The 14637-nt window shown below is 54.8% G+C and carries 15 protein-coding genes; 4 read left to right on the forward strand and 11 right to left on the reverse strand.

Features of this window, described 5'->3' with window-relative positions:
• Positions 1-95: 95 nt before the first annotated feature.
• Positions 96-998 (forward strand): LysR family transcriptional regulator, encoded by a 903-nt coding sequence (locus AC07S6_RS15530; RefSeq protein WP_020301045.1) that lies wholly within the window; start codon positions 96-98, stop codon positions 996-998.
• On the opposite strand, the gene AC07S6_RS15535 is transcribed toward AC07S6_RS15530, so the two are convergent.
• Complete coding sequence (locus tag AC07S6_RS15535) at positions 990-1748, reverse strand: substrate-binding domain-containing protein (RefSeq protein ID WP_495112590.1); 759 nt, start codon at positions 1746-1748, stop codon at positions 990-992. The two genes, AC07S6_RS15530 and AC07S6_RS15535, sit on opposite strands and share 9 nt — an antisense overlap.
• On the reverse strand, positions 1745-3052 hold the full coding sequence (locus AC07S6_RS15540; RefSeq protein WP_014717456.1) for an MFS transporter: 1308 nt from the start codon (positions 3050-3052) through the stop codon (positions 1745-1747). Before AC07S6_RS15540 ends, AC07S6_RS15535 begins: the two co-directional genes overlap by 4 nt.
• Positions 3053-3249: 197 nt before the next feature.
• Between AC07S6_RS15540 and AC07S6_RS15545 the strand changes: the two genes are divergently transcribed.
• Positions 3250-3396 carry a hypothetical protein gene (locus tag AC07S6_RS15545; RefSeq protein WP_164919346.1) on the forward strand — a complete coding sequence of 49 codons (147 nt, stop codon included), beginning with the start codon at positions 3250-3252 and terminating at the stop codon, positions 3394-3396.
• Positions 3397-3576: 180 nt separating this feature from the next.
• Complete coding sequence (locus tag AC07S6_RS15550; protein ID WP_003189553.1) at positions 3577-4503, forward strand: LysR substrate-binding domain-containing protein; 927 nt, start codon at positions 3577-3579, stop codon at positions 4501-4503.
• Between the two features lie 46 nt (positions 4504-4549).
• Here the strand turns inward: AC07S6_RS15550 and AC07S6_RS15555 are convergent, their stop codons facing one another.
• The 7 genes from AC07S6_RS15555 to AC07S6_RS15585 form a co-directional block, all read right to left on the reverse strand.
• Positions 4550-4954: a hypothetical protein gene (locus AC07S6_RS15555; protein WP_495112591.1), complete on the reverse strand. Its 405-nt coding sequence runs from the start codon at positions 4952-4954 to the stop codon at positions 4550-4552.
• 27 nt (positions 4955-4981) lie between these two features.
• Positions 4982-5938, reverse strand: a complete 957-nt coding sequence (locus AC07S6_RS15560) for a hypothetical protein (protein WP_034126598.1) — start codon at positions 5936-5938, stop codon at positions 4982-4984.
• 41 nt (positions 5939-5979) lie between these two features.
• The gene (locus AC07S6_RS15565) at positions 5980-7164 is read right to left on the reverse strand and encodes an amidohydrolase family protein (RefSeq protein ID WP_197882918.1); all 1185 of its coding nucleotides are present in this window, start codon (positions 7162-7164) and stop codon (positions 5980-5982) included.
• Between the two features lie 18 nt (positions 7165-7182).
• On the reverse strand, positions 7183-8202 hold the full coding sequence (locus AC07S6_RS15570) for a TauD/TfdA family dioxygenase (protein WP_197882916.1): 1020 nt from the start codon (positions 8200-8202) through the stop codon (positions 7183-7185).
• A 142-nt stretch (positions 8203-8344) separates the two neighbouring features.
• Positions 8345-9415 carry a fatty acid desaturase family protein gene (locus AC07S6_RS15575; protein ID WP_495112592.1) on the reverse strand — a complete coding sequence of 357 codons (1071 nt, stop codon included), beginning with the start codon at positions 9413-9415 and terminating at the stop codon, positions 8345-8347.
• A gap of 180 nt (positions 9416-9595) precedes the next feature.
• Entirely contained in the window at positions 9596-10132 is a 537-nt protein-coding gene (locus tag AC07S6_RS15580; protein ID WP_495112593.1) for a hypothetical protein, read from the reverse strand.
• Positions 10133-10146: 14 nt separating this feature from the next.
• Positions 10147-11106: an isopenicillin N synthase family dioxygenase gene (locus tag AC07S6_RS15585; RefSeq protein ID WP_197882908.1), complete on the reverse strand. Its 960-nt coding sequence runs from the start codon at positions 11104-11106 to the stop codon at positions 10147-10149.
• A 277-nt stretch (positions 11107-11383) separates the two neighbouring features.
• On the opposite strand from AC07S6_RS15585, the gene AC07S6_RS15590 reads away from it, so the two are divergent.
• Positions 11384-12343: a LysR substrate-binding domain-containing protein gene (locus tag AC07S6_RS15590; protein ID WP_495112594.1), complete on the forward strand. Its 960-nt coding sequence runs from the start codon at positions 11384-11386 to the stop codon at positions 12341-12343.
• A 32-nt stretch (positions 12344-12375) separates the two neighbouring features.
• Here AC07S6_RS15590 and AC07S6_RS15595 read toward each other — a convergent pair whose 3' ends face one another.
• Together AC07S6_RS15595 and AC07S6_RS15600 are read right to left on the reverse strand one after the other, a co-directional pair.
• Positions 12376-13311, reverse strand: a complete 936-nt coding sequence (locus tag AC07S6_RS15595; RefSeq protein ID WP_034126603.1) for a LysR family transcriptional regulator — start codon at positions 13309-13311, stop codon at positions 12376-12378.
• 137 nt (positions 13312-13448) lie between these two features.
• A complete protein-coding gene (locus AC07S6_RS15600; protein ID WP_490613731.1) occupies positions 13449-14636 on the reverse strand; it encodes a cyanate transporter in 1188 nt (395 codons plus the stop codon).
• Position 14637: the final 1 nt, after the last annotated feature.

Genomic DNA, 14637 nt, shown 5'->3' on the forward strand with positions numbered 1-14637 from the left:
AGGATGATCTCGGCAAACCGTCTCGGCACACATGGCGTCCCACCGGCTCCCATACGATAATGCTCGCCACCTCGACCACCTTTGGCCTGCCTCCCGTGATCATCAACTTCGACCTCAACGACCTCCAAGCTTTCCGCGCCGTGGTGGACAAGGGCAGTTTTCGTGGCGCTGCCGAGGCCATCCGTATCTCGCAACCGGCCCTCAGCCGGCGTATCGAAAAGCTCGAATCCGCACTGGATGTAAAGCTGTTCGAACGCACCACACGGCGGGTCAGCCTGACCATGGTCGGGCGTGCGTTTTTGCCCCAGGTGGAGCGAATGCTCGATGATCTGGACATCGCCTTGATGGGCATCAGCAACGTCGCGTCCACACGCATGGGCAACGTCACCATCGCCTGCGTGCCGTCTACCGCGTACTACTTCATGCCCCACGTGATCTCCGAATTCCATAAGCTGTACCCGAAGATTCGCCTGCGGGTGTTGGATGCCAGTGCCGGCGAGGTGTGCAATGCGGTGGCCAGCGGCGAGGCGGACTTTGGTGTGAGTTTCAGCGGCAGCCTGGCCGATGAGGTGGAATTCGAGTTGCTGTTGCAGGAGCGCTATGTGTTGGCGTGTCGGCGTGACCACCCGTTGGCTGAGCGTGACAGCGTGAGCTGGACCGAGGCCTATGAGCATGACTACATCGAGGTGGATAAGACGTCGGGCAACCGCTTCCTGCTCGACCAGGCCCTGCGTGGCGTGCGGGTGAAAAAGCCGAGTATCTGCGAGACGCACCATGTGACCACCATGATCGGACTGGTGGAGGCGGGGCTGGGCGTGGCGATGGTGCCGTCGATTGCGATGCCGGCGCACACTCACCCGATTCTGGTCAGTGTGCCGCTGGTGGAGCCCCAGGTGTTGCGCAATGTGGGCTTGATCAAGCGCCGCGGGCGGACGTTGCCACCGGCGGCGCTGGAGTTGGAGCGTTTGGTGCGGGAGATGCCGTTCCGGTCAGCGTGACACCGAGTCCAGGCCGGTGGATTGCACCTCCGGCTGGGCCTCGGGCGATGCCATGAACTGCAACAGCGCCTTGGCCTGCTCCGGGTGTTCGGCGTTTACCGGAATGCCCGCGGCAAAGCGCGTCACCGACTGCACGTCTTCCGGGATCTTGCCCACAAACGTCACGCCCTTGACTGGCAACAATTCTGCCACTTGTTGCAAGCCGACCTCGTAATCACCCTTGGCCACCTGTTCGCCCACCGGCACGCGTTGGATCATGGTGCCCTTGGCCGGCATGCCGAGCTTCTTGAACAATTCCTTCTCGACATAAACGCCGCTGGCGCTATCCGAATAGGCCACCGATTTGGCTTGGCTCAGCACAGCCTTGAGCTCGGCGTCGGTATTGATCGCAGGTTTGGCCGCACCTTCCTTCACCACCAGGCCGATCCGCGAGTCCGCCAATTCCACGCGGGAGGCGGGGTCGACTTTGCCTTGTTTGATCAATTCGTCCAGGGCATAGCCGACCATGATCACCACATCGGCGTGCTCACCACGGGCCAGGCGGTTGGGAATCGCTTCCGGCGCCTTGCCCATGGACGGGCCAAGAATGGTCTCGAGGGTGTCACCACTTTGCTCGGCGTATTGCGGGCCGAGCAACTTATACGCGGCGGTGAAGCCGCCCGAGGTCATGACTTTGAGTTGCTCAGCCTGGGCGGCCAGCGCCAGGGTGCCGAGGACGACAGCGGTGAGGGTCTTGAACAGCGGCTTCATTGCGCGGCCTCCTGCAGGACTTGGCCACGGGTATTGGCGCGGCGATACAACGCCAGGGTCGAGCACAATGCACACAGTGCGGCGAAGATCATCCAATACGCAGGTGAAGCCTTGTCTTCGGTGATGTGAATGAACCAGGTGGAGATCGCTGGCGTGAAGCCACCGAACACTGCTGTCGCCAGGCTGTAGGCCAGGGAGAAACCCGCCACACGCACTTCCACCGGCATGATTTCAGTCAACGCCGGGATCATCGCGCCGTTATACATGCCATACAGGAACGAGAACCACAGCAGGGTTTCCAGCATGTGCGCAAAGCTTGGTGCGTTGACCACGTAGGACAATGCCGGATAAGCCGTAAGGACAGTCAGCACTGTCATGGCAATCAGCACCGGTTTGCGGCCGAAGCGGTCGCTTAACGTGCCGCCGATCGGCAGCCAGAAGAAGTTCGAAATCGCGACCAGCAAGGTCACCAGCAGGGCGTCCGAGGTGCTCAGGTGCAGCACGGTTTTACCGAAAGTCGGCGCGTACACGGTGATCAGGTAGAACGCGGTGGTGGTCATGGCCACCATCAGCATGCCGCCGATGACCACGGTCCAGTTCTTCACCAGGGTCGCCATCACTTCACGCATGGTCGGGCGATGCTTGCGGTTGGCGAACTCTTCGGTTTCCTGCAGGTTGCGACGCAACACGAAGATAAACGGAATGATCACGCAGCCGACGGCGAACGGAATACGCCAGCCCCAATCGGCCACCACCGCAGGTTCCATCCACACGTTCAGGCCATAACCCAGGGCCGCGGCGACGACGATGGAGATCTGTTGGCTGCCCGACTGCCAACTGGTGTAGAAGCCTTTACGGCCCGGCGTGGCCATTTCGGACAGGTACACCGACACGCCACCCAGCTCCGCACCGGCCGAGAAACCTTGCAGCAGGCGCCCCAGCAGCACCAGAAACGGCGCCCATAGGCCGATGGTCTGATAACTCGGCACCAGTACGATCAGTAGCGTACCGCTGGCCATGATCGACAAGGTCACGATCAAGCCTTTGCGACGGCCCACGTCATCGATGTAGGCACCCAGAATAATCGCGCCCAATGGACGCATCAGGAAGCCAGCGCCGAACACGGCGAAGGTCATCATTAATGACGCAAACTCATTAGCGGCCGGGAAGAACGCGGCAGCGATATAGGTGGCGTAGAAACCGAACAGAAAGAAGTCGAACTGTTCGAGAAAATTGCCCGAAGTAACGCGCAATACCGCGCCTACTTTCGAGGGGGCAGCCGCAGGCCGGGAAGGGGTCGTCATGGTTTTGTGTCTCCAGCGTTCTTTTTAAAGTGCTTGTTTCGCTTAAGACTTGGGATAGTGGCTGACACATTTAGAAATGATAAGTGACTAATTTGGATGAATTGATGCGTATTGGCTATCAATCCATTTCGGCTTCAAAACAACCCGCCGTGTCCTATGCTTGAAGCTGTTTCCAATTCTTATGGGCGGAGGCCGTTATGGGCAACGAACACAAGCAGCACAACGAGCCGGAGCGTGAAGAACCCCGGCGGCAGCGCGAAGACGAAAAGCCGCAAACCTGGAAGCATCCGGACGATGGCACCGAGCTTTCCGAGCGTGACCAGGAGTTTCCGCTCAAGCCTTGAGTCAGGTAACCGCGGTCTAATTGTGGGAGCGAGCAAGCCCGCTCCCACATTTTTAAGCGCAGCGGCAACCTTCAAACGCAGATTTACCGTCCCCAACCCGTTATTGAGCAGTACGCACATAGACGCAGCCCCGCAGCCTTCCTAAACTGCCGCTTGTCTTGGGGAAAGGGGCAGGCGCCGATGAATCGCAATGAATTACGCAAGGCCGACATCAATCTGATGGTGGTCTTTGAAGCACTGATGCTCGAGCGCAATGTGACGCGGGTGGCGGAGAAGCTGTTTCTCGGCCAACCGACCATCAGTTCGGCCCTCAACCGCCTGCGTACCCTGTTCAACGACCCACTGTTTATTCGTGTCGGCCATCGCATGGAGCCTACGGCGCGCGCCGAGGAGATCATCCAGCACCTGTCGCCGGCCCTGGACTCGCTGTCTTCGGCCCTGAGCCTGACCCATGATTTCGACCCGTCCATCAGCACCATGACTTTCCGCATCGGCCTGTCCGATGACGTTGAATTCGGCCTGCTGCCACCCTTGCTACGGGCCTTGCGTCAGGAAGCGCCGCAGGTGGTGTTCGTGGTGCAGCATGTGGATTATTGGCGCATTCCCGACCTGCTGGCTTCTGGCGACATTACCGTCGGCATCACCCAGACCCGCGGGTTGCCGGCCAATGCCAAGCGCAAGCTATTGCGGCACATCCGCCCGTGCCTGCTGCGCGCCGATGCCTCGGACACCCCGCTGACCCTTGACGAATATTGCGCACGGCCCCACGTGCTGGTGTCCCACACCGCCAATGTGGCCGGGTTTGCCGATGAGTGGCTGGCAGAGGTGGGGCGCAAACGCCATGTAGTGCTCTCGGTGCCGCAATACAGTTCGTTGCCGGCCTTGCTTGCCGGCACCGACATGATCGCCAGCCTGCCGGATTACACCGCCCAGGCCATGGCCGCCAGCGGGAATCTGTTCTGCGAGCCGTTCCCGTTCGAAACCCCGACCCTGGATTTGTCCATGGTGTGGCTCAGCCACGTTGACACAGACCCGGCGGAACGCTGGATGCGCTCGCGACTGGAGGCATTCATGAGTGATCGCGGGTTGGTAGCGAATAAAGCCTGAGGCTTATACCCGTGTTAGGGGCAGGAGGGGGGCGGCTCAAGAACGGCTAATCCTGAACGTGCTCTTCTTGAACGGGGTTGCCAATCAGCGACGCACGCAAAATACGGATGCGTTGCTCGGAGTGATAGGCGCCTGCTTCTGTAAACCTGAGGAATGCTCGCGCGCAACACTTACAGCCCCAGATGCTTGAAATATTATAAGGAAAGAAATCAAAGCAGATAGGCGCGTCTTCAGACCAGAAATGGGTACCGTTCGGGTGGTATTCCTCAAGGCTGAGTTCTTGTGCCCTATCGGTCGAGATTTCGCCTATGAAGCGCAACAGGCTGTTCGCCTCGAGTGTTTTGGGTAAGGTTTCCCACCCCTGCGACAAGCCCCGAATACAAGAGCAGGCAGTAGTCTCCAGCGAAGAGCGTTCGGCAATCAGCCTGATATTTTCTGGCGTGAGTATCATTTTTATGCAGTTCCAGGCAGTAATAGCTCAGATTCGATTTTTGCTTAAAACCAGTTTGTTCAAATAGCTTTCAACTTTGGGTAAAACAAACTGCAGTATCTTCGGCATGGTGTGAATAGGCAGTTGGCAGCATGCAAAATACAACGCCATTGTGGGAGATAAGCTGACACCAAGAGCAGACCATAATAGCCCAACATTTCTATTGCCACCGTTGAGTGCCATGGTGAACTTGGCGATCAATGACCCGGGATATAAACAGCCCATGAGAAGCTGCAGGCAGACGTTGATGCAATAGGCGATGGCGATCATTGAGATGGCCAACGAAGGGGTCTCCAGAATTACCTGCTGCATGCCCGCCATCGTGCCTACTGCAAAGAGGAAAAGCGCGATGACGACAATACCGTCAATAGCCAGGCCGTGCGTGGCGACAAAGGTGTGCGAAAAACGACGTATCAAAATAGCAGCGCCTTCGGCGCCTCCTATCAATACGGCCAGTCGGATCGCCAGATCAACGGGGTTCAAGGAGAGTGAAAGGCCATCAGCGAATAGGTGGAGTATCAGCGGAGCGGTGACAGGGATGATTGCCATTGAGCAGAGCGCAGTCACCAGTGACATGGAAGGATCAAGCCCGAGCATTCTCGCGACGGCTGCATTTCCGCTGGCGGGCGGGGCGGCGACAGCGATGGCTATCGCAAGGGAAAGTTCTTGATTGCCGGTGAGGTAAAGCGAAAGCATTCCAAAAATATAAGGGCAAGCCACCACCATCAGGGCTGGAAATATCAGGGATATTTTCAAGTTTCTGGCTGCAGTGATGACTTCAGCGTTGTTAATACGCAGGAGAGTGCCCAGGACAAATATGAAAACCATGACGGGGAGCAATGGCCTCGCCAAGTCTGCAAGATAGGGAATAGCCAATCCAATTGCGCAACCGCATGCGAGTACGGTAGGCCCTCTGCGCGTAATTTCGGGCAGAATTCTATGCATATGAGTGCTCTCGAGGCGACGTCCCTTTCGGGACGCTGCTATTAGGTACGCAGAGTTATTTCAGGTGTGACAGATGGCGGTGGCGAGTTCCTGGATTGCCTCACGACCAAGCGCCCATCGATCAGAATCGAGGTAATACTTGGAAGGTCACCACTGCTGAAACTTCCAAGTACGCTGGGTTGCGCTCCTCCCAAAGGCCCACAGGCGATCAGAATGTCGGCTTCTCTTCCGACGCCCAGAATCCCGCGATTCAACTTTCTCACCTTGGCGGTGTTACCCGTTGCGAAGCAGACGGCCTTTTCCGGTGGAACGTCGCCAAAACTACTGAGCAAGGCAATTGCCCTGAGCATGCCAAGCGCGGGAACCCCACATCCGGCAGGAGAATCCGTGCCAATGACGATACGGTCCAGTTGGTCCATTTCTCGTGCGTAATTCAGGGTGGTGACCGCCGCGAACTCGTTGCCGTTATGTACGATTTCCAGGGCACCCAGACAGCCTTCACACAGGCATCTGATTTGGCTGGGTGCCAGTGCGGTATAGCCGCCATTGATATGCCCGATGATATCGGGTGCAATTTCAAGGATCTCTTCTGCGCCCATGCTCTGGGAGGTAGAAATTGAAGGACCGCCCGTGTGGGTAATGGAGGTCATGCCGTGTTTGCGAGCCATTTTGACCAATTCAGCTGCACGACTGACTGACTTGACCGGCCCTATCCCGACCTCTCCCAGTTGGTTGATGCCTTGAGCAACCATTGCGGCGAAATCCTCATCCGAAAACTCATCGTTGAGCAGTGGCGCGCCGGCTTCCATTTTTATTCCGCTAGGGCGCGCATTGGAGAAAGAGCGCTGCGCTGCGATTGCCATGGCGATAGTACCGACCCGGTCGGTCGGTAGCCCCGGAACGTGCACTTCCCCGGCAGAGATCATGGTCGTCACGCCGCCCTGCAAGGAGTGCCAGATCCAATTGTGGTTGCCAGAGCGCGGGCTGTACTCACCCAGGGTCGGGTGAGTGTGGTTGTCGATCAAGCCTGGCATGACCGTGCTTTGTTTGGCGTCAATCAGCAGGTCTGCGTGTGAAAAATCTACATCTACTGCCTGACCAACGTAGGTGATCATGCCATCAACACTGACGAGGGTATCTGCTGTAATGAGTGGAGTCGCGAGATCACCCGTGAGGAAAGTGCCTATATTATGAATAATTGACGTATATGGCTTATGGTTCGACATTTAATTTATCTCTTTATATCATCGAGTAACGGGTTCGAAGATTCGCGCGCCACACTTATTGAATGAGCGGAAGTTCCACAAGTTGTTCGTGATGAACAAACGCTGGATCCAACGATACGCATGCCCCTCTGGATCGAAACTGGGGGTGAACTTGTCACGCGAATGGAGCATGAAACGATTGTTGATGTACACCAACTTGCCAGGTTGAATGTCCAGCGGCCGCGCTACGCTTTTAAGCGCGTGGTAAAACCTCAACAGGGTATTTTGTGCTTCGTGATCAGCGGCAATTACCATGTCCGGGTAAAACGCAGCAGTGACTCTAGGGTGAGTCAGTGGACCGCTCAGAATTGGGTATACATGAGTTTCTTTCGCGCCTGCGGTACTGTTCCTCCAGCGGTAGGGCTGACGAATGATGAAATGTTTGCCATATAGGATTTCAATATCGGCCTGTTCCAGAACCTGAAGGGCTTCCCTCGCATCGGCCACCCAGGTTTTCGGGCCCACCCCGGCAGGGTCACCGCGAACGCCGAGAAGCAGAAGAGCCAGCGGCGAGGTGTCTCCACGGGAGTCATAAGCCTGAAAGGCATTTTCGGTGTGCAGGTCCAACTCCAGGTCCGAACCGTTGCCGGTATACTCGCCTACGGCCTCCGGATGCGGTACCAAGTCATTGACCAGTTTTGGCCCCTCATGCTTGATGGAGTAGGGCTCCGCTATCAAACTGCCCAGGGCAACCAGCACATTTTCAGAAAGATAACCACTTTTGAAGTTCAAGCTATTAGCGTCGCCTTGCGGGCTGCCAAATGTGTCGTCAATCGGAAGGTTCTCAAATACACAATAAGAAGCATCGTCATCTTTAAGTGATTCAAGCTTTTTTAGAAGCCGCGCGGGGAACTTTTGGTAAGCGGTCATGCGAATGAGGTGGATGTAGTCTCGCCCTCCCGTTGGCTCGTAACAAATGTCTATGAGCGCGTCCCGAATACTCTCTTTTTCAACAGCCGTCAGCCAGAAGCTGTTGGCGTCTGCACATGAATCGTCCACACGCACTCCTTTATAGATCTGATTGATTTGTCATGAGTTGAGTTATAAGTAAGTTACGACTTTCAAGTGCTGAGGTGGGGGTCTCCGTATCCACGACCTGACAGTGTCCATGCTTTGATAAGGCCCGACCTGAGTGGGTGACTCAACCTAAGAGCTTATCTGTGTACGCACCGGTGAAATGATGGGTGTTAAATTGGCCATCAGCATCATAGGGTTGTCCTTCATCGGTGCTGATGATTCTTGATAACCGCCCACGATGATAGGCAGTCATGAAGTTGAAGAATGGCGTGCTTTCTTCTCTTGTTTCCGTTATTCCGTAAAGCCTCAACTGTTTGGTTATGGCAGCTTCCAGTTGTGGCAACATATACCAAGGGCATGTTGGAAAGCAGTGGTGGGCCGCGTGGTAACCAAAATTCAAAATAATCAGATTAAGGAAGGTAAACTTTCTTGCCACCGGTACGGAGAAGGTATTCTGGATTTCGTAGTGTTTTCCATGGGTTAGCTTTTCTCCCGCCGTATACACCTGCTGGAAAGAATGCTGGAAACAGTCGACGAATCGTACGATGTGTATCCTAAGGAAGGAGGAGGCTTGCCATACCACCACAAGTATCAGGGAGAACCGGGCAAACGTAGCGAAGGCTACAACGTAAATGCACAGGCTTCCAATACCCCTTGCAACTTCGCGCCTGCTGCCACTGAATATCACGGAGTAAATATTGGTAAGCTTGATCACATAGTAGAGGGCGGGAAGGTATATTTTTTCTGCAACAATGATTGCACTGAATAGCCTCGGATGAGCGACAGCAAAGTGACCACTATCGAACCCACCAATATCAATTTTTTCGGCATGATGGCGAACATGATCTTTTCTATAGGCTTCAAATGAAAAGAAAGAGAGGCCGTTAAGGAAAGACAGCAACTCTCCGATGACAGAATTGACTTTCTTCGACTTGAAAACAGAATTGTGCGCGCAATCGTGGCTCAGGTACCAGGACCAGATTTTGGCAAGGGCAATCAAGATAATCGCACCGAGTACCGCAACGATCTGTTGAGTATACGCCAGGAATATGCCCCCTGCAGTGAAGGATGCTATTGCACTTAGTATCATCACCGATGGCAACAGTCTTCGCTCTTTAGCTATTGAAATAAGCAGGGTTTTCACGTTGGCGTCTTTGATGGCGCGCAGATAATTATCAGCATACAGTAAAGACATCTCATCACCTTCAAGAGCAAAATCACTGAAACGCTTATTGAGCTGGTTTGGGCGCTAGCATTGAACAACCGATCATGCCTGGACAGGTGTAATCACTTCCGTGCGCATGTGGAACTAACGGCGGGGTCTGAATATGTGTGCATACACAATGCCAGAGATGTATTGCAGGCGTACGGCTGGCTAGGGTTCTTTTGCCGTTGCATGTGGCGCCAGTGAGGGTGGTACTAGCGAGACCGTAGCGTGCGTATCCGCGTCCACGGGTTGTTCGCTGCTACTGGATTTGTAGCCGATCAGTATCACGCCGACGATGCACAATAAAACACCGGCAATATTTAAATAAGAGAGTCCTTCTTTAAGCAGGAATACCCCGATGAAGCCGAGCGCAATATTGATAATTGCGCCGGTAACGATATTGCCCGTACTGAGGTCCCATCCACTGCGGTACATCATCAAAAAACCGATTTCCATCATCAAGATGCAAAACGCGATGCCTCCCTGAAGCCAGGTCATTTGCTTCAAGCCCGCGAGTAACGTTCCACTGCCCAAAAAAAATGGCAGCATCAAGGTGGACAGGATAACGATCGCCACATAAATGCTGACAATTGAAACCAAGGGGTTGATCGTAGACGGAATTTTCTTCATGAGCATGTGATAGCCCACGGTGCCCAGTATCGCTACGATCGCTGATAGATAGAATGTGTATTCTTTACCTAGCACGTTCAATACTCCTACTAGTTGGGTTCAAGTTCACGAAATGTGGTGGTTTCCAAGAACCTCTGGTCCATGTACTCACCCGCGATGATCGCTCTGTATTTCGCAGGACTGCCGTCTGCGCAACAGCTGGGCAGGCACTCCACTTTGGCGGTGTAGTCTGGATCCATAAAAAACGCCGCCGAATGGCGTAATTTGCCAGAGGTATTTATCACTCGATGCAGCGTTGCCTTGTAACGGTCATTCGTCCAGCGAGACATTAGATCCCCGACATTGACGACAAAGGCATTTGGGATGGGTTTGACTTTGATCCAGGTGCCGTTGGCACTCTGTACCTCCAACCCCCCGGTGGCACTTTCCGAGATCATGGTTATCCAGCCGAAGTCTGTATGCTCTCCAGCACCCATCGGCGCTCCCTGCGTATATTGAGTGGAGGGATAACGCAGGACTCTCAATTGGGCCATCGGCTTCTTGAATTTATCATCGAAGTAATCGATCGGCATATTGAGCGCGAGGGCAAACACGTTTAGCAGTTTTTTTCCGAACGTAAGCATTTGCGAGTGATATTCCGTCATCGCAAGCTTGAAGTCGGGTAATTCCTCTGGCCATACATTGGGGCCGTAAAAAGGTAATTTGGCTTTTACGAACTCGTCGTCAAGCGACAAGTCCGCGGCCATGTCAAAACCCTCTTTGACATCGCCCAATATGCCATCCGACTTATCAGCGCCTTCGCTAAAGTAGCCACGCATATAGGGGGATTTATGAATTTCGATTTTTTCCTTGGCCTGAACAGGCAGGTCAAAAAACGATTCTATTTGAGAGAAGACAGTTGAAATAAGCGTGTTATCTACACCGTGATTGACAACGGTAAAAAATCCGACCTCCCTGCACGCGTTGTCGATCTCCTTTACTAGACGTGGTGATATCTCTGCTCCCTGCGTCAAACTACCGACGTCAATGATAGGTATGTTCTTTTCCATGAATGCACCATGTGCTCTAAAAAAGGCGCAACGAGACCTACTCCATGAACGCTGAAGTGCACTCAGGGATAGACCGTATATAGGCCAGTGTCATTTAGTTAGACTAAAGAATTTCGTCAATCCGCAAGCGCAGTCAGTATGGACTCGACATTCTCGATCGACGCGCCTCCTGTTACCGGCTAGGTGGCGTAGCCTAGAATTCACTTCTATGAAAGCGAAGGCAAATCAGATAAAGTAAGCCTGGCTTAGTTTTTTTACCATGGAAGGGGGATGATTAATGTTCGCAAAATTGCCGTTGACAGCCATTCGTGCATTTGAATCTGCCGCAAGACTCGGTGGGTTTAAAGCAGCCTCCGCGGAGTTGTTTGTTACCCCAGCGGCAGTATCACAACAAATAAAAACACTTGAAAACTTACTGGGCAGTATGCTTTTTGTGCGCACTCCCCACGGTGTTCAACTCACAGCGAACGGTGAGAGGCTATATTCAAAGGTGCATCTTTCGTTTCTGGATATAAGCGGTAGTATGTCTTCGCTCAAGCCACCCGCCGACTCCAACACACTCCGAGTTTCTACCACGCCGGCATTTGCGTCTTTATGGTTGATTCCCCGGCTGGCGAAATTTTATAGTGAACATCCAGACATTCATGTCAGTGTTGAAACCAGTAATGAAGTGGTGGATTTGTTTCGTGACTCATCTGTTGATTTAGCGATTCGTTGTGGGTTTCGCGATTTTCCAGACTTGTACAGCCACGCGCTTATGCGCGAACAGTTTGGTGTTTTCTCTCATGCCCACTGGAGGCAAGAGGAAGTTGAAACTTCGTTGAAACTTATAAATATACGTTGGGCTACGTCATCGCCCGCTTCAATTAGTTGGGCGTCCTGGTGCGCGGCTGCGAATCATGAAAGTTGGCTATCAAACGCGGTCTATCGTGAATACAATGATGAGCATTTTGCGCTCCAGGCCGCTATTGCCGGGCATGGCTTGACGCTGGCGAGCACGGTCTTGGCGGCAGACTATGTTGCGAATGGATTGCTGGTTCCTTACAGACCCGAGATCAAGATTCCGGGCGCGCAGTTTTCAGCTGTGTGCGTGCCGGGGCGTGAGCGTTCAGGTGCCGTAAAGCAGTTTCTGGCATGGATGGTCAAAGTAATAGCAGACTGCCATATCGATTGCCCTGTCGCTCGGGATGTCGCATCGCAGGCTGTCACTAAGCGCCGAACGTCACTGGCTATCTGATTAGGGTGTGGAGAGCTTGAGCAGGTGCGTTCCTATAACAAACCCTGATCCGCACACACCTTCACCACTTGTTCCCGAAACCAGGTATTGGCGCTGTCCTGCCCACTGGTTTCGTTCCACTGCATATCCAGGGTGAATCCCGGCAAACCGTTAGGTGCTTCGCAAACACCGAATGCCGGCGCCGGTGCCAGTAACTTTTGCACGCGGCGGGGCAAGGTGACGATGAAGTCGGTGCCGGCAATCATCTTCAATGCCGCGCTGTAGCTGTTGGCCCGTGCAATCACCTGACGCTTGCGGGCCTGGCGCGCAAGCCAGCCATCTATCATGTTGGTGTCGGAGGTCCACGGCGTAGGGAATACGTGGCGCCGCTCAACGAAGGATTGCAGGCTGAACGCCTGTTCTCTCGGCGCTGAGCGTTGGTCGCACACGCAGACCAAGTCGTCCTCCAACAGCATCTGGGTCTTGAAGTCTTTGTGAGCGCGGTGAAAGTGCGGGCCGAAGCAGATCACCAGGTCCAGGCGACCTTCACGCAGGTCGTCGGCGGGGATGTCGGTTTCCAGCTTCTGCACATTGACGATTACCGGCAGGTCGGCATGATCGAAGCGCTTCAGCAGGCGCGGCAGGATCAACTGTTCGAAATATTCCGGAGCGCACACATTGAAGGTCACGGCCTGTTGGGTCGGATCAAAAGCCTGGCCACCGGCATGGCACAGGTTGATGCTTTCCAGAATCTTGTGCACGTGCTCGTACATGGTGGTGGCCTTGTACGTAGGACGCATGCCTGCGCGGGTGTTGATAAACAGCTCATCTTCAAAGCTGGTGCGCAGCTTCTTCAGGCTATAGCTCACGGTGGACTGGCTGACGAACAGCGTTTCAGACACCTCGGTAACGCTGCTCTGGTCGTAGACGGCGATAAACACCATCAAATCCTGCATATCGAGCTTTCTGAGCAAGTTACTGTTTAGCATCGGTTTCGTCCGTAAACCCTTTGTACCGAACTCAGTACAAGACTGAGCAAAATGTTAACGGAACGCTCGTACCAATAGAAAGCTCTGTAGGACCCTTCAATGTTTTGTGTGGGACAAAAAATGTTTGTAATACGACGTCAGCGGATATGGCGTGCGTAATGCGCCGGGTTGAAACGCATAACGATCAGCAGCATCAGCCCGCTCACTGCCATCAATGACCACCAGGCCCATTCGAAGCTGCCCAATTGGTCGCGGATCATACCGGCAATGAGCGGCGACAGGCCGGCGATCAGATAACCGATGCCCTGCACAAACGCGGTAAGGCCACCGGCGCGGCGCGGGTTGTCGAGGTGGTCCAGGGACAGGATCAGGCTCATCGGAAACAGGCCGCCAATCCCCAAGCCGAGCAGGCATGGCCACAACAGGCTCCAGTGTTGCGGGCTGAGAATGAGCCCGCAGAAACCCAGGATGATCAGCACCAGCAACACCGCCACCACGCCACGCTTATCCTGGCGGCGGTTGGCGATGGCCGGGGTGACCAGGCCGGAGATCACTTCCATGGCGGTCAAGAAGCCCAGCAGCAAGCCGGCATTCTGTTCACTCCAACCCTGCTCGACGTAGTAGGGTGCCAGCCACGCCAGCACACAGGTGTAAGACGCGGTGCCGAGGCCAAAAAAGATCGCCAGCAACCAGGCGCGGCGATTGCTGGAAAAAGCCTCCTGAGGGCCCGAGCCGGCTTGAGGCAACGGCGGCAGAGCCGCACGCTGGGCATACCAGAACACCAGGGCCAGCAACGCCAGCAGTGCCCAGATAGCCAGGCCGATACGCCAACTGCTGGTCCGGGCTTGCACCAACGGCGAGAACGAAGCAGCCAGGGCCGCGCCGCCCATGATCGCGGTGACATACAGGCCCATGAATAACGAGACATTGGCGCTGAACCGCGACTTGATCAGCGCCGGCATCAATGCCTGAATCAGCGCAATGCCGACTCCCGCCGCGATGGCACTCACGATCAGTTCCAGTGCCGAATCCAGGAACAACCGCGACAAGGTCGCCAGCCCAATCACCAGCAGCGACAGCACAATGCTGCGATGCTCGCCCACGCGCTTGGCCAGGCCCATGCCAAAGAACATCGCCAGGCCCATGGCCATGACCGGCAACATGGTCAGTAAGGCGGCGCTGCTGAAATTTAGCGGCACATCCGCACGAATCGACGCCAGCAAGGGCCCCACGGCCGCCATCGAGGGGCGCAAGTTGAGAGCGACGAGCACCACGCTGATCATCAGCCATAGTGCGGAGGTGGATTTTGCCTGAACGTTTTCCATG

It is taken from the genome of Pseudomonas sp. GW821-FHT07B01 (assembly GCF_059419065.1).